This is a genomic window from Streptomyces sp. NPDC054796, from assembly GCF_053611545.1.
The window spans coordinates 1-18,209 of the sequence record NZ_JBSHAO010000010.1; the positions used below are offsets into that span (position 1 = coordinate 1).

An 18,209-nucleotide genomic window follows, 5' to 3' on the forward strand; every position below is an offset into this window, starting at 1 on the left:
GTGTGGCGGGCCGCCGCCTCTCCGTGCGGCCTTCGTCGGTGCGGCGCGGGACGGCGCCATGGTGCGGTGGAACAGCGAGCGGAACCGGTACCGGAGCCGGGGACGGCACCGGGCCGGAGCCAGGACCGGTGCAGGTCAGCGCGCGGGCATCCCCTGGGGCTGCTGCTGGTTGATGCCCAGCTTGGCCGCGTACGTGGACGCCACCAGCTTGCCGATCGCCGGGTAGGCGCCCAGCGGCTCGGCGGCGGAACAGCCCGCCTCCTGCGCCGCGGCCTCCAGCAGCCCCTCGGGGACCTCGGGGCCGATGAGGCAGGGGGCCACGGCCAGCTGCTGGGAGCCGGAGCTGCGGAGCTGCTCGGCGGTACGCGCGATCGCGCCCTCCTCGTCGAGCCCGGCGGCGAGTACCGGAACGGCGAGCCGCGCGGCCAGCAGCATCCCGGTGATACCCGCTGCCTGGACGGCCTCCTCGCCGCCGACAGCCGCCAGGACGATGCCGTCCGCGGCGGTTGCGACAGTGAAGAGCCGGGCCCGGTCGGCGCGCGCGAGGCCCGCCTCGGAGAGCTTGACGTGCACCCCTTCGGCGAGCAGGGGGTGCGGGCCGAGGACGTCGGTCACCTCGGCACCGGGGCCGCTTCCCAGCACCGTCTGCCGTATCTGCCGCATGCGCGCTGAGTCGGGACCGGCGAGCAGCGGGACGACGACGGCCGTCGGGCCGTCCGGCTCCTGCTGCTCAGGGGATCCGCCCTCGTGGGCGGTGGGGCCGACGCGCTCGGCGGCGGCTCGGGCGACCACGGACTCCAGTCCGGGGAACTCCTCGTCGCCGCCGTCGATGAAGCCGATGCGCGCGTCCATGCCGGGCAGCTCCGAGCGGGCGATGCTCAGGATCTCCTCGGCGAGGCCGCGCGTCGTGCTCGACGGCGTGCCAGGAACGGCCAGCACCAGCGCGGGCGCGTTCTCGGGGGCAACGACGGGCTCCGGTCGGCGGTGCCTTCCGGGCTGGCGTGGACGCGGCATTCGTACGGGCAGGCCATTGTCCGGCCCAGTGGGGGAGCTCATGCGCCCGCATGTTAATGCCTTGATGGGCTTGACTGTTCGGGCGGGGGAGAGGAGTCCGTGTATGTACCGGTTCGCACCGCGCGTCGTGTGACAAATTTTGGACGGTTCTGTCAACCGATATACAGCAACGTCGGATCATTTGGCAGTTCCAGCGCACCGTGCGCCAGCCGTTCCGCGATCAGCAGCGCCCCGTCGAGCGGGTCCCCCTCGGCCTCGACCGTCCGCGCGTGCGGCAGCCGTGCTGCCAGCTCCTCAGCCAGGGGCCCGAGCAGCGGCTCCCCGACGCGGAAGAGGCCCCCTGTCAGTGCGATGTCCGCCGCCTTCCCCGAGGGGCAGACGGCCCCGGCGCACACCGCGATCTCGCGGGCCGCCTCCCGCATGACGCGCTCGGCGACGGGGTCGGCGGGTTCGGCCGCCGCGCACCGGGCGACCTCGGGCGCGAAGGAGGCGAGCACGGCGGGCCGGTCCGTACGCGGGTACAGGCGGCCCGGCAGGCCGCTCAGCGGGGCGCCGAAGACGGCCTCGGCGCGCTCGCGCAGCGCGGGCGAGCCGCCCTCGCGCCCGTCGTACGCGCGCATCGCGGCTTCCAGGCCCGCGCGCCCGATCCACGCGCCGCCGCCGCAGTCGCCCAGCAGATGGCCCCAGCCGTCGGCGCGCCGCCAGGACCGCAGGTCCGTGCCCATGGCGATCAGGCCCGTGCCCGCCGCGACAACCGCCCCTGGCCGCTCGCCGAGGGCGCCCGCGTACGCGGTCACCGCGTCGGCGGCCAGCGCGATGCGCCGCGCGCCGAAGGTCTCTGCGAGGGCGCCGGGCAGCCGTGCGCGCAGCCCGTCCCCGAGCGAGGCCATGCCCGCGGCGCCGACGCACACGGCGCCGACGGCGGGCGCGGGCCCGGCGCCCGCCTCCGCCAGGAGAGCGCGCGCCGCGGGCACCAGCAGCTCCAGCATGTGCCCGGCGTCGATGCCCGACGTGTCCGTACGGACGGGCTCGGGCGAGGCGAAGGTGCCGACGGGCCGGGGGCGCGCGGAGCCGTGTCCGTCGCGCACCCGGGTGTCGTGTGCGCTCCGGCCCGCCTCGGCCAGGGCGATCCGCAGCCCCGAGCCGCCGGAGTCGACCCCGATGATCCACTCGGCCGGTGCGCCGCCGCCGTCGGCCCGCGCGGCGCCCCCGGTCACGGCAGGCGCCAGTCCACCGGCGGCGCGCCCTGCTGGGCCAGCAGATCGTTGACGCGGCTGAAGGGCCGCGAGCCGAAGAAGCCTCGGTCGGCCGACATGGGCGAGGGGTGCGAGGACTCGACGGAGGGGAGGGGGCCGAGGAGGGGCCGCAGGTTGCGCGCGTCGCGGCCCCACAGCACGGACACCATCGGCTTGCCGCGTGCGACGAGCGCCCGGATGGCCTGCTCAGTCACCTCTTCCCAGCCCTTGCCGCGGTGCGCGGCGGGCTTGCGGGGCGCCGTGGTCAGCGCCCTGTTGAGGAGGAGGACGCCCTGCCGGGTCCAGGGCGTCAGATCGCCGTTGGAGGGGCGGGGGAGGCCCAGGTCGCTGTGCATCTCGCGGAAGATGTTCTCCAGGCTGCCGGGCACGGGTTGCACCTCGGGCGCGACGGAGAAGGACAGCCCCACGGCATGGCCGGGCGTCGGATACGGGTCCTGTCCCACGATGAGGACGCGTACGTCGTCGAAAGGCTGCTGGAAGGCACGCAGCACATTCGCCCCCGAGGGTACGTACGTTCTTCCCGCGGCGATCTCCGCGCGCAGGAAGTCGCCCATCGCGGCGACGCGTTCAGCGACCGGTTCCAGGGCCTTGGCCCAGCCCGGTTCGACGATTTCGTTCAACGGTCGTGCAGCCACGAGCCGTCACTCTACTGGCTCCCCGGTCGCGCCGAATCCGCTTCCCCCTCGGAGGCCGGAACGGGCCGGGCGTCCGGCGCGGGGTCCCGGTCGCCGCACCCCGTCAGCCGCCGCGGTCAGTCGCCGCACTCCGTCAACGGCGCGTCGGGGGCGAGGGCTTCGGGGTCGGCCGCGTCGAGCGAGGCGGTGAGCGAGGCGAGCCGGTCGCGCAGTTCGGTGATCTCCGCGAGGGACAGCCCCGTGGCCGCGGCGATGCGGCGCGGCACCAGAGTGGCGCGCTCACGCAGGGCGCTGCCCTCGGCCGTCGGGCGTACGGAGACGGAGCGCTCGTCCTCGCGGCTGCGCTCCCGCACCACGAGCCCCGCCGCTTCGAGCCGCTTCAGCAGGGGGGAGAGGGTTCCGGAGTCGAGGCGCAGGTGCTTGCCGATCTCCTTCACCGGCAAGCCGCCGCGCTCCCACAGGACCAGCATGACGAGGTACTGCGAGTACGTCAGGCCGAGGTCCTTGAGCGCGACGCGGTAGACGTCGCCGAAGGCGCGGGACGCGGCGTGGGTGGCGAAACAGATCTGGTGGCCGAGGCGGAGGTACTCCTCGTCCGCGTGGGCGGCCCCGTCGGCGGAAAGCGGCTTCATGCCTCCACGGTAACGCGGGGCGGGCGGTTCAATAGTAGGCGTTTTGATTGCACGCAACTTAATTGTGTGCTGTAGTTGTCGGTGTCAGTCAACGAGCACCGAGACGAGAGGGAGTGGTCACCATGGCCGCGCTCTACACCGCTGTCGCCACCGCCAACGGCCGCGAGGGCCGGGCCGTCAGCTCCGACGGCCACCTCGACCTGCCCCTGGCCCCGCCGCCCGCGCTGGGCGGCGACGGTCAGGGCACCAACCCCGAGCAGCTCTTCGCCGCCGGTTACGCCGCCTGCTTCGCCAGCGCCCTGGGCGTGGTGGGCCGGCAGGCGAAGGCCGACACCTCGGAGGTGTCCGTCACGGCCGAGGTCGGCATCGGCAAGGACGACGGCGGCTTCGCGCTGAGCGTGACCCTCCGCGTCGAGCTGCCGGACTCCCTGGAGGGCGAGACCGGCGAGCGGCTGGTGCGGGAGGCCCACGAGGTGTGCCCCTACTCCCGCGCGACGCGCGGCAACATCCCGGTGGAGCTCGTCATCGAGTGACGGCCTGTCAGCCCGGGCCCCTTCCCGCAGGGACCCGCCCCGGACAAATGCGGGGCCCTGCCGGGGAGCCCCCTGCTATGGTGCGCCGATGTCGACGATCAGGCAGTTCCAGGTCACCTTCGACTGCGCGGAACCCGAGCGTGTCGCCCGCTTCTGGTGCGAGGTGCTGGGGTACGACGTGGCGCCGACGCCGCAGGGGTTCGCCACGTGGGGCGAGTTCAACCGCTCCCGGTCGCCCGAGGGCCAGGAAGAGTGGTTCGCGTGCGTCGACCCCTCGGGCGTGGGTCCTCGGCTGTTCTTCCAGCGCGTTCCCGAGGGCAAGGTCGTCAAGAACCGGGTGCACCTCGATGTGCGGGTCGGTACCGGGCTCGTGGGCGAGGAGCGCCTGGCCGCACTTGAGGCCGAATGCGCGCGCCTGCTCCCGCTCGGCGCGGTACGCGTGCGGCTGCTGGCCGACGACACGGATTCGTGCATCGTCATGCAGGACATCGAGGGCAACGAGTTCTGCCTCGACTGAGCGCCCCGACACCCGTACGGCACGTGCTTCCTGACACCAGGTCACGTCATGCGGGATTCGACGTAAAACTGCCGTTCCGCTGCGTTAGCGTAGGAAAAGAAGCGGGCGTGCGGGAACGTTGAGGGGAGAGCGATGGCGGACGCGGCCACCGGTGACGGGGCACGCCCCGTGGTCAGCCGACGCCGGGAGGTCAGCCACACGAGCGCGCGCTCCCTGCTGACGACCCTGCTGGGAGAGTACGTCCGCCCGCGCGGTGAGCCGGTGTGGACCTCCGTACTCGTGGAGGCGCTGGCCCAGTTCGGCGTCGAGGAGAAGTCGGCCAGGCAGGCGCTCGCCCGCGTCGGCGCCGAGGGCTGGCTCGTCTCGGAGCGGGTGGGGCGGCGGGTGCGCTGGGACCTGACGCGGCCGGGGCGGCGGCTGCTGACCGAGGGCGCCGAGCGGATCTACGGCTTCGGCAGCGACGAGCGCCCCTGGGCGGGGAGCTGGCTGCTGATCCTCGTCTCCGTGCCCGAGACCAAGCGCGATCTGCGGCACCGGCTGCGCACGCGGCTGAGCTGGGCGGGCTTCGGGTCGCCCGAGGCGGGCGTCTGGATCACCCCGCACCCGGACCGCGAGGCCGAGGCGCTGGAGGTGCTGAAGGACCTCGAACTCGCCGCCGACGCCATGTCCTTCACCGCCTCGTACGGCGCGGTGGGCAGCGCGGAGACGATGGTCGCGCGGGCGTGGGACCTGCGCGAACTGGAGGAGCGCTACGAGGCGTTCATCGACGAGTTCGCCGGGCTCGACCCCCGGGGCGGGGACGCCGTGCTCCAGGCCCAGACCCGGCTCGTGCACGAGTGGCGCCGCTTCCCCTTCCTCGACCCCCGGCTGCCGCGCGAGCTGCTTCCCGCCAACTGGAGCGGGGCACAGGCCGCCGAGCTGTTCCACCGCCGTCACGTCGAGTGGCGGCCCGTGGCGCGGCGGCGCTGGGAGGAACTGCTGTCGGGCGAAGGCGACGCGTGACCGCTTCCGGAGCCCCGACAGGCCCCGCGGGGCGGCTCAGGGCAGGTGGACGTACGCGTAATCGAGCGGGCGGCCGTTGATGCCACGGCTCGGCGGCGCGATCCAGCCCGCGATCCTGCCGGGCTCCCGCACGGGCCGCATCAGCGACTTCACGAAGGCCAGGTCCTCCGGCGTGGGCAGCCACGCCCGACGGTTCCGCTCCCACTCCGCCTCGTCCACGATCCTGCCGTCCGGCGTGACATGACGGCCGGCGGCCAGGCCCACCCGCCGGTTGAAGCAGGGGTGGGGGAGCGTGAAGCGGAAGCCGATGCCGTGGTCGTCGAGGACGCGGTTCCAGCGGGCGACACCGCTGCGGCAGTCGGCGGTGTACGCGTCGCGCAGGTCCAGGTTGAGCGCCAGCAGCGCCGGGACCTCCGTCCGCTCCCAGCCGCCGTCCTCGCCCGGCGTCTCCAGGACGGCCGCGCCGTCCGCGAGCAGATGGTCGTCCTCGCGGATCAACTGGGCGCTGCGTGTCACCACGCGGTCGATGCCCGTCGTGCCGACGAACATGTGGTGCGCCTCTTCCTTGAGCATGAATTCGCAGGTGCGCGAGAGCGGGTCGAAGGCGCTCTCCTTGAGCGTGCCGAGCTGGTACTTGCCGTCCCGGTCGGTGAAGTTACGGGAGGCGAGCAGCTTCAGCGCCTGGGGGGAGCAGACGAACAGGATGCCCTTCAGGCGTCCGGCCACCGTCCACAGGGATACGGTCCGCGCATCGAGGTTCCATGTCGGCATCCGGTCATCGAACGGCTGAGCGGCATCCTCCCGGAAGACGACCGCAGCCGCTGGAGCGCGTCGTACAGCTCGATGTCCACGCCCAGGTCGTAGGAGCTGAGCTTCAGCTCGTAGCCGGGAACCAGGCCGCCGTCCTCGGCCACGTCCAACTCCAGCCGCGCGACGGGGCCTTCGACGCGCAGCGTCCAGTGCCGGTAGCTGTCCGGGCTCCGCTGGAAGGTGACCTCGGGAGGCCGCGCCCCGTCCGGGTCCATTCGCGTGCCTCCTCGCGCTGGACGAGTCCGACACCGTGATCGTCTACAACTTTCCGTGGTTGCGTCAAGGTTGTGTAGAGTAATTTTCGGAGCCCGGACAGGTCCGTCAGTTGGGGTTCTCGGCGTGGGTGAGCGTCTCCCAGGCGACGAAGAGGTTGTTGCTGCCCGCCGGGCGCTGGCGCTCCGTCAGCTTCTCGGTGTTGGTCATCGCGTGGCCCTCGCGGTGGTGCAGCGCGTTGAAGCCGACCTCGGTGACGGGCCCGAGGCCGAGGTCGAGGCTGCCGCCGCACAGCCAGGACGGGACCGGGGTGCCCACCTCGTACGTGGACTGGAAGCCGAGCCCGTGCCGCAGCCGCTCCCCGACCTGCGGGTAGAGGCTCGCGCCCTGGATGCGGCTGGTCTCGGCCACATGGGAGACGGCGGAGAGCCCGTACCCGGTGTGGGTGAGGTCCCGGCACGTCTCCTGGGTGAGCCCGTCGGCGAACGTGGACTGGCCCTGCCAGTACCTGACGATCTCGTCCCGGGTGTCGAGCCCGCTGCCCGGCACCGTCCTGGGCAGGGCGCCGTCGGACGTCAGATAGACGTAGGCGGGGACGCGGTTCAGGAAGCGGGCGACGGCCTTGTCGTAGGCGGCCTTGTCCTCCAGGTGGACGGAGATGCCGACGGCGGCCTCCATCATGCTCAGTTCCCAGTTGCCGTTGCTGTGCGAGCCGTTGACGACCTCGGGCAGATACACGTCGCGCAGCATGGTGCGGAAGCGGTCCGCCTGGGACCAGCCGTCGTAGGTGTAGCGGATGATCTCCGCGGCGCGCGGCCACACGGAACCGGCCCAGCCGGTCTGGAGCGGCGCGTTGCTGTTCGTGTGGTCGCGGATGACCGCCGACCAGGCGTCCATCAGCTCGATCGCCTTCTTGGCGTACTTGTCCTCGCGGGTGAGGTACCAGGCCAGCGCGTTGGTGTACGCCGCGATGGCGTCCTCGCGCTCGTCGGTGCAGCCGTAGTTCGGGTTCGAGTAGGAGCCGCACTCCACGACGGCCCGTGGCTTGGGCGTGCGCGAGGCCGACGCGTACTTCGAGGCCATCATCTGGTCGAAGGCCCCCTTCCACGGCTGCGCGCCCGCCTGCACCTTCCCGCGGACGAAGTCCAGCTGGGAGGCGCTGACGAGGACGCCGGGGTGGGTGAACCGGTCGGGCGCTGCGGGCGCGGACGCGGTCGTGGGTGTGGACGTGCGTGCCGGGGCGGCGAGGCCGTGGGGGACGAGGACCGCGGTGACGGCGATCAGGGTCCCGGCGACGGCGAGGAGTCTTCCGCGCCGTAACAGGGTGCGACGGCGCGCGGGACGACGTGCGGAAGTGGGGGGCATGGTGCGCCTTCCAATGGAGGAGACGACGGGCACCGGTTCATGTTGGCGAACACTGGTTCGCGACATGAACGAGCGATGCGCAGAACGTAGGACTGGACCAATCCTTCGTCAAGGCTTCGCGCGCCCGCTCAGCCCGTGACCGGCGCTCCGCTTCCCCGGCTGCCCCGCGCGCGCCGCCGGGGCCGTCCGGCCGGCCTCCGCCGCAGCGCCGCGCGGACCCTGCGGACCCAGGCCCTGACCCGCTCGTCCAGCCGCGCCATGGCGCGCTGCCGGGCGCGCTGGTGGCGGGTGGCGTGCAGCTCGGAGAAGAGCAGCTCGTAGCGGCGCAGGATCGGCGCGGGGTCGAAGCGGTGCGCGCTGAGGCGGGCCGCCGCGCCCATGTCCCGGCGGCGCTCGCCGTTCTCGATCAGCTCGATCATGGCGGACGCGAGCGCGTCGGCATCCCGCATGGGCACGAGCCTGCCGTTCCGGCCGTCCTGGATGATCTCGCCGGGGCCGAGCGGGCAGTCCGTGCTGACGACGGGAAGCCCGCAGCGCATGGCCTCCACCAGGGTCATGCCGAAGGACTCCGCGTCCGAGGCCGACGCGACGAAGGACGCCTTGGCGAACTCCTTCTCGATGGGGGAGCGCGGCCCCATCAGCGACACGCTGCCGTCCAGCCCCAGCCTGCCCGTCAGCTCCCGCAGCGCCTGCTTCTGACGGCCGCCTCCGTAGATGCGCAGCGTCCAGTCGGGGTGCTTCTCGTGGACGGTGGCGAACGCCTTGACGAGCAGGTCGAAGCGCTTGCCGGGGGCCAGCCGTCCCGCCGCCGCGATCACCTTGGGGCCTTCGCCTTCGCCGTTGCCGCCGGACGCAGCGGAGGCCAGGTTCTCCCCGGCCGGTTCGGGAACGATGTTGGGCACCGCGAGCACCCGTACCCCCGGCAGCCGCATGCGGGTGCGGTAGACCTCCGCGTCGGCCTCCGTCGTGGTCACCAGCGCGTCCAGCGAGCGGTACTCCCTGGCCAGCACCCGGCGCAGCCTCTTCTTGTGCGCGTCGTGGCGCAGGTGCTCCTGGCCGACGCGCAGGGCGCCGCGCGGGCCGAAGCGGGCGAGGTAGACGTTGAGCCCAGGACGCGTCCCGATGATCACGTCGGCGCCGCAGGAGCCCAGATAGTCCCGGGCCCGCACGTCGCTGAGGCGGCTGTAGCTGCGCCACCGCCCGTCGGCCGACGGGTAGTCGCGCGCGGGCTCGCCGTGCAGGGGGTCGAGGGTGTCCGGGCTGCCCGGCCTGATGTCGACCAGGGGCACCACCGTGATCCGTGGGTCGATGGCGAACCTGGGCTTGTCGCGGTGGCGCGTCATCGAGGCGATCGCGACCTCGTGCCCGTGATCGGCGAGCGCTGTCGCGAGGTTCAGGGTGGTGCGGATGGTGCCGCCGATCGCGTAGACGTTGTGCAGCAGGAACACGATCTTCATGCGGTCAGCCTTTCCCCGGCGGCGCCGGACGTTCCGCACGGTCATCACACCGTGCCCCCACCGGGTAAGCCGGCCACGTGCGGAAGGTGAGAGCAGGGTAAGAAAGGCGGCATCGCGCAGCTCAGAGCGGGGTTCGCGGCCCTTCGGCCTTGGCACACTGCGGGGTGTGAACCACACCGTGCTGCTCGCCGAGGACGACCGTGCCATCCGCCACGCGCTGGAGCGTGCGCTCGCCCTGGAGGGATACGACGTCATCGCGGTCGCCGACGGCGTCCAGGCGCTCGCCGCCGCCCACCAGCGACGCCCCGACGTCCTGGTGCTGGACGTGATGATGCCCGGGGTCGACGGCCTCCAGGTGTGCAGGGTGCTGCGCGCCGAGGGCGACCGCACGCCGATCCTCATCCTCACCGCGCGCGTCGAGACCGCCGACCGCATCGCCGGTCTCGACGCGGGCGCCGACGACTACGTGGTCAAGCCGTTCGAGGTGGAGGAGGTCTTCGCCAGGCTGCGGGCCCTGCTGCGCCGGGTGGGCGTCGAGGCGGCACAGGGCCAGGACGCCGCGCCGGAGCAGGAGGGCGCATCCGGCCAGGAGGGGGCGGCGGGGCAGGGCGCGTACGGCCCGCTGACCGCCGCCGACCTGCGCATCGACTCCCAGGCCAGGCGGGCGTGGCGCGGGGAGCGCGAACTGGACCTGACCCGTACCGAGTTCGAACTGCTGGAACTGCTCGTACGCAACGCGGACATCGTGCTCGACCACGCCACCATCTACGACCGCATCTGGGGCTACGACTTCGGCCCCGGCTCCAAGAACCTCGCCGTCTACGTCGGCTATCTGCGGCGCAAACTCGACGAGCCCGGCCGCCCCGCGCTGATTCACACGGTGCGCGGTGTGGGCTACGTACTGCGGGAGGACTGAGATGAGGCCGCCGCGCCGTCTCCGGCCCAGGCTCGCCGTGCGCCCGCTGCCCAGACTGGCCGTGCGCCCGCTCTCCAGCCTGCGCACCACCTTCGCCATCTCCTTCGCCGCCGTGGCCGTCCTGGTCACCGTGCTCGTCGGCTTCCTCAGCTACGACGCGGCGGCGCGGCTGGTGCGCGTGGACGAGCAGTCGGTGTACGCGGAGGTGGTCGCCGACCTGCGCAGCCAGGTGCGGGAGCAGCAGCTGACCCCCAGGGACTACGCCACCTCGGACCCGGACCACGACGGCCCCCGCGACGACCTCATCCGCCCCACCCGTACCGACGTCCAGGTCCTCGGCGTGAACGGCGAGACCGTGGACAGGGGCAGTCCGCCGCTCCCGGTGAACGCCTCGGACCGCGGCATGGCCACCCACAGCGAAGCGGGCAAGGCCGTGCGCCGCGAGGTGAACGTCGAGGACGCGGAGTACCGGCTGACGACGGTGTCGCTCGGCGGCGGCAGGGGCGCCATCCAGGTCGCCCAGCAGTTCAGCGACACGGAGGACCTGCTGAGCGAACTCCAGCAGCGCACGGCCCTGTTCGTGGTCGTGGTCATCGTCGCCGCGGGCCTCGCGGGCTGGTGGCTGGCGCACCGGATCACCGGGCGGCTGGTGCGGCTGAGCGCGGTGGCCGAGGGCGTCGCGGGCACGGGGAACCTGCACGCCAAGGTGCCCGTCGGCGGGCGCGACGAGGTGGCCAGGCTCGGCTGGTCCTTCGACCGCATGCTGGGGCGGCTGGCACGCTCCATGGAGGACCAGCGCCGCCTCGTCCAGGACGCGAGCCACGAGCTGCGCACCCCGCTGACCTCGCTGCGGACCAACATCTCGCTGCTGCGCCGCATAGACGAACTCCCGCCCGAGGCCCGCGAGGAGCTGATCACCGACCTGGGCGACGAGTCCCGCGAACTGGCCGACCTCGTCAACGAACTGGTGGACCTGGCGGCGGGCCAGCAGGACGACGAGCCCCCGGCCGAGGTGCCGCTCGGCGAGGTGGCCGAGGACGCCGCCTCGATCGCCGGGCGCCGCACGGGGCGTACGGTCACGGTGCGCTCTGACGGCACCCTGGTCGAGGGCCGCCGCTCGGCGCTGCACCGGGCGATGGCCAACCTCCTGGAGAACGCGGCCAAGTTCGACGAGGGCGGCAGCGGCCCTGTGGAGATCACCGTGCACCAGGGGTGCGTCGAGGTCGCCGACCGGGGGCCCGGCATCGCGGAGGAGGACCTCGACCGCATCTTCGACCGCTTCTACCGCTCGGCCGACACACGCAGCCTCCCAGGATCCGGGCTGGGCCTCGCCATCGTGCGCGAGGTGGCGACGGCGCACGGCGGCACCGTGTTCGCGCGGCGGCGCGAGGGCGGCGGTGCTGTCATCGGCTTCACCGTCGGCCGCGACCGCGTCCTGACCTGTGCGGACGATGCGGCCGGTGGGGCCGGTTCGACCGGCTCGGCCGGTGCGGCTCAGGGCCCCGGTTCCTCCCGTACGGGGGTGGGGCCCGGTTCCGGTTCGGGCTCAGGTGCCGGTTCCGGTTGGGGTTCCGTTTCCGGTCCCGGAGCGGACGCGCACGCCGGTGGCGAAGCGGAGGCAGGTCCGGGGAACGGAACCGGGCGGTGACCGGCGGACCCTCGCGGGGCCCGCCGGGCTCAGCTCGGGCCGAGCACCGCGCGCACGGTCTTGCCCCCGCCCCGGTCACTGGTGACCGAGAAACTGCGCGCCACGTGCCGGACCATCGCTATACCTCGCCCGCTCTCCGTCAGCCCCGGCATGGGACCCATCCGCGGGCGCGACGGATTGCTGTCGTGCACCTCGACGATGAGCAGCCCCGCCGCCGCGTAGAGACGCAGCCGGCAGTCACCGTCACCGTGCCGGGTGGCATTGGTGACCAGCTCGGAGACGACGAGCGTCGCGTCCTGGAGCAACTGATCCCCCGTGAGCGCCGGATCGACGGGATGTGCGAGAAAAGCGCTGGTCAGGCGCCGTGCCCAGCGTACGGAGGAATCCCTCCGCGGCAGGCTGTACTCGGCCCGTGCCGTCGGCCAGCGGCCGTATGTGGACGCACGCATGACGTCCTCCCCCTCCTTCGTGGACACTCGACGCCCTCCCAAGCCGTCGGGCCGTGCCGCGCACGACCGGTCCTGTGCACGGGTGATGCCCGCCCTGCGAGATCACCAACCGGCCCGCACCGTGTGAGGGACACGACAAGAATGTGTGAGGTGCACGACAAGCCGGCCCGGCGCGCCCGGCGCCTCATGTACTGCCGGTACGCGCCCTGGACGCCCCGTCTCCGGGATCGGCAGCCGTGAGCCGTTCGATGAGGGTGACCGCGTCGAAGGGGCCCTGGTGCAGTTCGTCGCCGATGAAGAAGGTCGGGGTGCCCCGGACGCCGCTGGCCTGCCCCGTCCGCACGTCCTCGCGCACCCGCCGCTCGTGGAGCCGCAGCCGCAGCTCACGAGCGAAGCGGTCGGTGTCGAGGCCGAGCGCGTCGGCGTGCGCGACGAGGTCGTCGAAGGTGAGGGCGTGGCTGCGCGCGAAGAGCCGGTCGTGCATCGGCCAGAAGCCGCCCTGGGCCGCCGCGGCCTCGCCGGCCTCGGCGGCGAGGGCCGCGTGCGGGTGGACGTCGCCGAGGGGGTAGTGCCGGTAGACGTACCGCAGGCGCTCGCCGAAGTGGCGGCGCACCTCGTCCACGGATCCTGTGGCCCGCCCGCAGAAGGGGCACTCGAAGTCCGCGTATTCGACCAGCGTCAGCGGCGCGTCGTCCGGGCCGAGCACGTGGTCGCGGTCCGGGTCGACGGGCTCGACGAGCCGGTCGGGCGGCTTCGACGCTTCCTCCGGGCGCAGCCGTTCGTAGCTGCGGGTGATCAGCCAGCCCGTCAGCACGGCGAGCACGGAGGCCAGCAGCACGCCCACCCGCGCCTGGTCCTGGAGGGCCCGGTCCTCAAGCGCCAGGTCGATGATGAACAGCGAGATCGTGAAGCCGATGCCGGAGAGCGCGGCGCCGCCGGCCAGCCGGGGAAGCCGCAGCCCGCCGGGCAGGGTGCCCATGCCCATGCGGACGGCCCAGGCGGCGGCCCCCGTGATGCCGACGGTCTTGCCCACCACGAGCCCTGCCACGACACCCCAGGTCAGCGGGGAACGCAGCGCCGCGGAGAGGGTCTCCCCGTCGAGCCGCACGCCCGCGTTGGCCACGGCGAAGACGGGGACGATGACCAGCGTGCTCCAGGGCTGCCAGAGCCGGTGCGCGCGCTCGTTGATGGACACGGCGCGATCGACGCTCTGCCGGGCGCTGCGCGCGTACTCGGCGGACGGCGACTGCCGGAAGCGGCGGGCCAGGAGCGCTGCGTCCTCGACGTCCTGACGGCGCGGCGGGTGTACGGGCATCAGCAGCGCGATGGCCACCCCGGCGATCGTCGGATGCACCCCCGACGCCTCGACGCCGAGCCAGACCACCAGGGAGACGACGAAGTAGGCCGGGCCCCGCCACTGGTCGAACCTGGCCAGCACCACCACCGCCAGCAGTCCGCACACGGCGGGGATCAGCGGGACGAGGGCGAGGTGCTCCGTGTAGAAGAGGGCGATGATCAGCAGGGCGCCGATGTCGTCGGCGACGGCCAGGGCCAGCAGGAACGGGCGCAACTGCACGGCGCCGCGCGGGATGACCAGGGCCAGGACGCCGAGCAGGAATGCCGTGTCCGTGGAGATGACCACGCCCCAGGCGCGGGAGGCGTCGCCCGAGGGGCTGAAGAGCAGGAAGATCAGCGCGGGCAGCGCCAGCCCGGCGACGGCCGCCGCCAGCGGGACGCGGGCGCGACGGCGGTCGGTGAGATCGCCGAGTACCAGCTCGCGCCGCACCTCCAGGCCGACGACGAAGAAGAAGACCGCCATGAGCCCGTCGTTCACCCAGTGCCGCAGGTCCATGGCCAGCTCGGTGTCGCCCCAGCGCAGCGCGAACTCGCTGTGCCAGAACGCCTCGTAGCTCCCGCTCCAGGGCGAGTTGGCCCACAGCAGCGCGAGCAGCGTCGCCGCCAGCAGCAGCGTGGCGGCGAAGGAGTCGGTGCTGACGAGGACACCGGCGCGGGCGACCAGACGCCGGGCCGGTGACACTCTTTCGGCGGGACCGGCCTCGGCTTCGGCCGGGCCGGAGGAACCGGTAGAGCTGGTGGAACCCTTGCCCATTGGCACGCCCATTCGACGAACGACGGGACAATCCTCGCATAGTTCCGCCGCACGGCCCGGAGGCCCCGCACGGCATGTCCGGCACGTCGCGGCTCAGGGCTGAGGGCTCAGAGCTGAGGGCTGAGGGCCCGCCCAGGCTCAGTACGCGCCCGTCGCGTCGAGGATGCGTCCGGCGACCCGTACCGAGTCCACCAGGGGGTGCAGCGCCAGGGCGCGCAGGGCCGCGTCGCGCGAACCGCTCTCCGCCGCCTCGATCGCGGAGCGCTCCACCGCCTTGAGGGAGAGCATCAGGCCGAGCTGGTCGGGCGCGACGGCACCGGTGGCCAGCGGGCGGGCCCCTCCCGCGTCGACAAGGCAGGGCACCTCGACCACCGCGTCCGCGTCGAGCCCCGGCACGGCGTTCCTGTTGGCGACGTTGAGGATCAGCGTCGTGCGCTCGTTGCGCGCGATGGCCCGCATCAGGGCGAGCGCCACCCGGTCGTAGCCCCCGCCGTCCAGATCGCAGCTCTCCCGCTCCCAGCCGCCCGTGGCCTCGCGGCTCTCGGCCATGTAGGTCTCCTCGCGCTCCAGGCGCGTGCGGTCCCACGCCTCGAACGCCTCCGCCGGGTCGCCCGAGCGCAGCCCCTCGTAGAAGCGGGCCTGCTGCTGGTGCAGGAACTCGCCGCGCGTCGCCTCGGCGCCGCGCACGGCGCTGACGGACTCGCGGTTGAAGTAGTAGTAGTGCAGATACTCGTTGGGCAGCGCGCCCAGGGCGCGCAGCCAGTCGGCGCCGAAGAGCTTGCCCTCCTCGAAGGACTCCAGGCGCGCCGCGTCCCCCAGCAGTCCGGGCAGCAGGTCGCGCCCGTCGACGGTCACCCGGCGCAGCCAGCCCAGGTGGTTGAGGCCGACGTAGTCGTAGTCCGCGCGGTCCGGGTCGGCGCCCAGCGCGCGGGCCGCGCGGCGGCACAGGCCGACGGGGGAGTCGCAGATGCCGATCACCCGGTCCCCGAGCCCCCGCTCGCGGAAGACGCGGGCCATGGCCTCGGTGACCATGCCGGCGGGGTTGGTGAAGTTGATGACCCAGGCGTCCGGCGCGATCTCGGCCACCCGCTCGGCGATGCGCACGGCCACCGGGAGCGTCCGCAGCCCGTAGAGCACACCGCCCGCGCCGACGGTCTCCTGGCCGAGCACGCCCTCGGCGAGCGGGACGCGCTCGTCGCGGGTGCGGCCCTCCAGGCCGCCGACCCGGATGGCGGAGAAGACGAAGTCGGCGCCGCGCAGCGCCTCGTCCAGGTCGGTGGTGGTACGCACCTGGGGCGCGGGGTGCGCGGCGGCACCGTCCGCCGTGCGGTGGAGCTCGGCGTGGCGCTCTGCGTGACGTTCGGCCTGGCGCGCGAGCACGGCGCCGATCGCGTCCAGCCGGGAGCGCTCCGTGTCGTACAGGACGAGTTCGGTGCACCGTCCCGCCGCGTCGCCGGTGTCCTCCAGCAGGGCGCGGTACACCAGCGGCACCCGGAACCCGCCGCCACCCAGCACGGTCAGCCTCATACCTCAACTACCTCCACTCCGGCCTCGCGGAAGGCCGCGAGTCGTGCCGGGTCGTGCGTCCGATGTCGCTGTGCGCCGGTCTCTTCCGGCCCGGCTGCCTGGTCCGCTCCGCTGGTTCCGTTGGTGACGAGGACGTCGATGTCGCCGGGCCCGCACACGCGGGCCGTCCCCGTACCGGGGAACTTGCGTGCCACGGCCAGCAGCACCACCTGCCGCGCCGCTGACAGCATGGCCCGCTTCACGGGGACCTCGACGTCCGTGCTGTCCAGCACCCGGCCGTCGGGCAGCACGCCGCTCGTGCCGAGGAACAGCCGGTCGGCGTAGAGCTGCGACAGGCTCGTCTCCGTCAAGTGGCCCACCAGGGAACGGTAGTTGCGCCGCACCTGGCCGCCGAGGAGGACGAGGTCCACCTCGGGGTCGTCGCGCAGTTCCTCGTAGACCGCGAGGCTGCTGGTGGCCACCGTGACGCGGCGGCCGTGCAGCAGGCGCGCGAGCCGCAGCGTGGTGGTGCCGATGTCGAGCAGCACCGTGTCGCCGTCCTGCACCATGCGGGCCGCGCCCCGTGCCACCGCGTCCTTGGCGGCGAGGTCGTCGCCCGCCTCGTCGGCGAAGGGCCGCTCGGCGGGGCCGCGTGCCACGGCGTCGTGCGCGACGGCGCCGCCGTAGATGCGTGTGAGCCTGCCCGCCTTGCCGAGGCCGTCCAGATCGCGCCGCGCTGTGGCCTCGCTGACGTGGAGCCGTTTGGCTATCTCGCCGATCGGCAGCACGCCTTCCTCGCGGAGGATCCGCAGCAACTGTTCATGGCGGCTCTCGCGCAACATGCCCGGCAATGTAGCGCGATTGAGCGACTGTGCGCGAGTATGACCGAGGTATTGCACTCCTGGGGTGGCGCGGTGCAAGGTATCGGGCACACGACGGCATGTTTCGGCCAGGGGGCGAGGAATTGAGTACGACCGGAAGTGCCAGGCCCGCGCCGACCTCGGCGGGCCTGGACCCGCTGGCGTCCCTGCGCGGCGACGGAGGCCCGGACCAGGACGTGTTCCTGACCGGCACCGTCTTCCTCGACATCATCTTCACCGGGCTCGACCACGCGCCCGTGCGCGGCACCGAGTCCTGGTCGCGCGGCATGGGCTCCAGCCCCGGCGGCGTCGCCAACATGGCGACGGCGCTGCGCAGGCTCGGCCTGCGCACCTCGCTGGCCGCCGCCTTCGGTGACGATGTGTACGGCGACTACTGCTGGGAGTCCCTCGCCGACGACGAGGGCATCGACCTCACGCCCTCGCACCGCGCCCCCGGCTGGCACTCGCCGGTCACCGTCTCCATGGCCTACGAGGGCGAGCGCACCATGGTCTCGCACGGCCACGAGGCCCCGCCGCCCTCCGTCAGCGTGGCCCAGCGGCCCCGCTCCCGCGCCTGCTTCACCTCCCTGGCGCCCGGCAGGATGGAGCGCTGGGTGCGGGACGCGTACGAGGAGGGCAGCAAGGTCTTCGCCGACGTCGGCTGGGACGAGACCGGCGCCTGGGACCCGGACACCCTCGCCGACCTCGCGTACTGCCACGCGTTCCTGCCCAATGCGGCCGAGGCACAGCACTACACCCGCACCGAAGACCCCGAGTCCGCCGTGCGTGCGCTGGCCGACCTGGTGCCGATCGCGGTGGTGACCAAGGGCGCGGGCGGGGCCGTCGCCGTCGACTCCCTCTCCGGCGAGAGCGCCGACGTGCCCGCGCTGGACGTCAACGCGCTGGATCCGACGGGCGCGGGCGACGTGTTCGTCGCCGGGTTCACGGCCGGCACCCTCGCGGGCTGGCCCCTCGCCGACCGCCTCGCCTTCGCCAACCTGACGGCCGCGCTGTCCGTGCAGCACTTCGGCGGGTCCCTGTCGGCGCCGGGCTGGACGGAGGTCGCGGCGTGGTGGCAGTACGTCACCCGGTGCGGCGGACAGGGCGAGGAGGTGCTGCGGCGCTACCGGTTCCTGGAGGACCTGCTGCCCAAGGGGGCGGGCGACTCGGCGCTGCGGCGTGCGACGCCGACCATCGGGTTCCGCTCCACCTGAGCTTCCGCTTGAAGGGCCCCTGTCGGAGGGGCCCGGCACGACGGGCGCGGCCTTCCCGTAAGGCCGGCGCCG

At 73.2% G+C, this 18,209-nt stretch carries 18 protein-coding genes; 6 read left to right on the top strand and 12 right to left on the bottom strand.

The features are described from left to right. Window positions 1–135: 135 nt before the first annotated feature. The 4 genes from ACWGJ2_RS10800 to ACWGJ2_RS10815 all read right to left on the bottom strand — a co-directional run bounded on the left by ACWGJ2_RS10800 (window position 136) and on the right by ACWGJ2_RS10815 (window position 3,537). Window positions 136–1,056, bottom strand: coding sequence for a sirohydrochlorin chelatase (locus ACWGJ2_RS10800; RefSeq protein WP_453345683.1), 921 nt, complete (start codon window positions 1,054–1,056; stop codon window positions 136–138). Between the two features lie 110 nt (window positions 1,057–1,166). Next, window positions 1,167–2,231 carry an N-acetylglucosamine kinase gene (locus ACWGJ2_RS10805; protein ID WP_453345684.1) on the bottom strand — a complete coding sequence of 355 codons (1,065 nt, stop codon included), beginning with the start codon at window positions 2,229–2,231 and terminating at the stop codon, window positions 1,167–1,169. Next, on the bottom strand, window positions 2,228–2,905 hold the full coding sequence (locus ACWGJ2_RS10810) for a uracil-DNA glycosylase (protein WP_453345685.1): 678 nt from the start codon (window positions 2,903–2,905) through the stop codon (window positions 2,228–2,230). The genes ACWGJ2_RS10805 and ACWGJ2_RS10810 overlap by 4 nt, the downstream gene beginning before the upstream one ends. A gap of 116 nt (window positions 2,906–3,021) precedes the next feature. Further along, window positions 3,022–3,537: a MarR family winged helix-turn-helix transcriptional regulator gene (locus ACWGJ2_RS10815; protein ID WP_453345686.1), complete on the bottom strand. Its 516-nt coding sequence runs from the start codon at window positions 3,535–3,537 to the stop codon at window positions 3,022–3,024. 122 nt (window positions 3,538–3,659) lie between these two features. Between ACWGJ2_RS10815 and ACWGJ2_RS10820 the strand changes: the two genes are divergently transcribed. The 3 genes from ACWGJ2_RS10820 to ACWGJ2_RS10830 all read left to right on the top strand — a co-directional run bounded on the left by ACWGJ2_RS10820 (window position 3,660) and on the right by ACWGJ2_RS10830 (window position 5,589). Continuing rightward, on the top strand, window positions 3,660–4,070 hold the full coding sequence (locus tag ACWGJ2_RS10820) for an organic hydroperoxide resistance protein (RefSeq protein ID WP_453345687.1): 411 nt from the start codon (window positions 3,660–3,662) through the stop codon (window positions 4,068–4,070). 88 nt (window positions 4,071–4,158) lie between these two features. Further along, window positions 4,159–4,587: a VOC family protein gene (locus tag ACWGJ2_RS10825; RefSeq protein WP_453345688.1), complete on the top strand. Its 429-nt coding sequence runs from the start codon at window positions 4,159–4,161 to the stop codon at window positions 4,585–4,587. A gap of 132 nt (window positions 4,588–4,719) precedes the next feature. After that, on the top strand, window positions 4,720–5,589 hold the full coding sequence (locus ACWGJ2_RS10830) for a PaaX family transcriptional regulator (RefSeq protein WP_453345689.1): 870 nt from the start codon (window positions 4,720–4,722) through the stop codon (window positions 5,587–5,589). A 36-nt stretch (window positions 5,590–5,625) separates the two neighbouring features. On the opposite strand, the gene ACWGJ2_RS10835 is transcribed toward ACWGJ2_RS10830, so the two are convergent. The 4 genes from ACWGJ2_RS10835 to ACWGJ2_RS10850 form a co-directional block, all read right to left on the bottom strand. Beyond that, on the bottom strand, window positions 5,626–6,360 hold the full coding sequence (locus ACWGJ2_RS10835; protein ID WP_453345690.1) for a hypothetical protein: 735 nt from the start codon (window positions 6,358–6,360) through the stop codon (window positions 5,626–5,628). Further along, a complete protein-coding gene (locus ACWGJ2_RS10840; RefSeq protein WP_453345691.1) occupies window positions 6,300–6,614 on the bottom strand; it encodes a hypothetical protein in 315 nt (104 codons plus the stop codon). Before ACWGJ2_RS10840 ends, ACWGJ2_RS10835 begins: the two co-directional genes overlap by 61 nt. Window positions 6,615–6,720: 106 nt before the next feature. After that, window positions 6,721–7,977, bottom strand: coding sequence for an alginate lyase family protein (locus tag ACWGJ2_RS10845; RefSeq protein ID WP_453345692.1), 1,257 nt, complete (start codon window positions 7,975–7,977; stop codon window positions 6,721–6,723). A gap of 128 nt (window positions 7,978–8,105) precedes the next feature. Beyond that, window positions 8,106–9,434, bottom strand: coding sequence for a glycosyltransferase family 4 protein (locus ACWGJ2_RS10850; RefSeq protein ID WP_453345693.1), 1,329 nt, complete (start codon window positions 9,432–9,434; stop codon window positions 8,106–8,108). A 166-nt stretch (window positions 9,435–9,600) separates the two neighbouring features. On the opposite strand from ACWGJ2_RS10850, the gene ACWGJ2_RS10855 reads away from it, so the two are divergent. Further along, window positions 9,601–10,350 carry a response regulator transcription factor gene (locus ACWGJ2_RS10855; RefSeq protein WP_453345694.1) on the top strand — a complete coding sequence of 250 codons (750 nt, stop codon included), beginning with the start codon at window positions 9,601–9,603 and terminating at the stop codon, window positions 10,348–10,350. 1 nt (window position 10,351) lies between these two features. Then, complete coding sequence (locus ACWGJ2_RS10860) at window positions 10,352–11,998, top strand: ATP-binding protein (RefSeq protein ID WP_453345695.1); 1,647 nt, start codon at window positions 10,352–10,354, stop codon at window positions 11,996–11,998. A 29-nt stretch (window positions 11,999–12,027) separates the two neighbouring features. Here ACWGJ2_RS10860 and ACWGJ2_RS10865 read toward each other — a convergent pair whose 3' ends face one another. The 4 genes from ACWGJ2_RS10865 to ACWGJ2_RS10880 form a co-directional block, all read right to left on the bottom strand. Then, window positions 12,028–12,447 carry an ATP-binding protein gene (locus ACWGJ2_RS10865; protein WP_453345696.1) on the bottom strand — a complete coding sequence of 140 codons (420 nt, stop codon included), beginning with the start codon at window positions 12,445–12,447 and terminating at the stop codon, window positions 12,028–12,030. 184 nt (window positions 12,448–12,631) lie between these two features. Continuing rightward, entirely contained in the window at window positions 12,632–14,557 is a 1,926-nt protein-coding gene (gene nhaA, locus ACWGJ2_RS10870) for a Na+/H+ antiporter NhaA (RefSeq protein WP_453345697.1), read from the bottom strand. A 138-nt stretch (window positions 14,558–14,695) separates the two neighbouring features. Beyond that, on the bottom strand, window positions 14,696–16,084 hold the full coding sequence (locus tag ACWGJ2_RS10875) for a 6-phospho-beta-glucosidase (protein WP_453345698.1): 1,389 nt from the start codon (window positions 16,082–16,084) through the stop codon (window positions 14,696–14,698). Then, window positions 16,081–16,905, bottom strand: coding sequence for a DeoR/GlpR family DNA-binding transcription regulator (locus tag ACWGJ2_RS10880; protein ID WP_453345699.1), 825 nt, complete (start codon window positions 16,903–16,905; stop codon window positions 16,081–16,083). Before ACWGJ2_RS10880 ends, ACWGJ2_RS10875 begins: the two co-directional genes overlap by 4 nt. Window positions 16,906–17,027: 122 nt before the next feature. Here ACWGJ2_RS10880 and ACWGJ2_RS10885 point away from each other — a divergent pair, with 122 nt between their 5' ends. Continuing rightward, window positions 17,028–18,137 carry a carbohydrate kinase family protein gene (locus ACWGJ2_RS10885; RefSeq protein WP_453345700.1) on the top strand — a complete coding sequence of 370 codons (1,110 nt, stop codon included), beginning with the start codon at window positions 17,028–17,030 and terminating at the stop codon, window positions 18,135–18,137. Window positions 18,138–18,209 lie beyond the last annotated feature (72 nt).

Coding starts and splice junctions, on each gene's coding strand:
- ACWGJ2_RS10800 (WP_453345683.1), bottom strand. CDS start 1,056: ATGAGCTCCCCCACTGGGCCGGACAATGGCCTGCCCGTACGAATGCCG.
- ACWGJ2_RS10815 (WP_453345686.1), bottom strand. CDS start 3,537: ATGAAGCCGCTTTCCGCCGACGGGGCCGCCCACGCGGACGAGGAGTAC.
- ACWGJ2_RS10820 (WP_453345687.1), top strand. CDS start 3,660: ATGGCCGCGCTCTACACCGCTGTCGCCACCGCCAACGGCCGCGAGGGC.
- ACWGJ2_RS10825 (WP_453345688.1), top strand. CDS start 4,159: ATGTCGACGATCAGGCAGTTCCAGGTCACCTTCGACTGCGCGGAACCC.
- ACWGJ2_RS10830 (WP_453345689.1), top strand. CDS start 4,720: ATGGCGGACGCGGCCACCGGTGACGGGGCACGCCCCGTGGTCAGCCGA.
- ACWGJ2_RS10835 (WP_453345690.1), bottom strand. CDS start 6,360: ATGCCGACATGGAACCTCGATGCGCGGACCGTATCCCTGTGGACGGTG.
- ACWGJ2_RS10840 (WP_453345691.1), bottom strand. CDS start 6,614: ATGGACCCGGACGGGGCGCGGCCTCCCGAGGTCACCTTCCAGCGGAGC.
- ACWGJ2_RS10845 (WP_453345692.1), bottom strand. CDS start 7,977: ATGCCCCCCACTTCCGCACGTCGTCCCGCGCGCCGTCGCACCCTGTTA.
- ACWGJ2_RS10850 (WP_453345693.1), bottom strand. CDS start 9,434: ATGAAGATCGTGTTCCTGCTGCACAACGTCTACGCGATCGGCGGCACC.
- ACWGJ2_RS10860 (WP_453345695.1), top strand. CDS start 10,352: ATGAGGCCGCCGCGCCGTCTCCGGCCCAGGCTCGCCGTGCGCCCGCTG.
- ACWGJ2_RS10865 (WP_453345696.1), bottom strand. CDS start 12,447: ATGCGTGCGTCCACATACGGCCGCTGGCCGACGGCACGGGCCGAGTAC.
- nhaA (WP_453345697.1), bottom strand. CDS start 14,557: ATGGGCAAGGGTTCCACCAGCTCTACCGGTTCCTCCGGCCCGGCCGAA.
- ACWGJ2_RS10875 (WP_453345698.1), bottom strand. CDS start 16,084: ATGAGGCTGACCGTGCTGGGTGGCGGCGGGTTCCGGGTGCCGCTGGTG.
- ACWGJ2_RS10880 (WP_453345699.1), bottom strand. CDS start 16,905: ATGTTGCGCGAGAGCCGCCATGAACAGTTGCTGCGGATCCTCCGCGAG.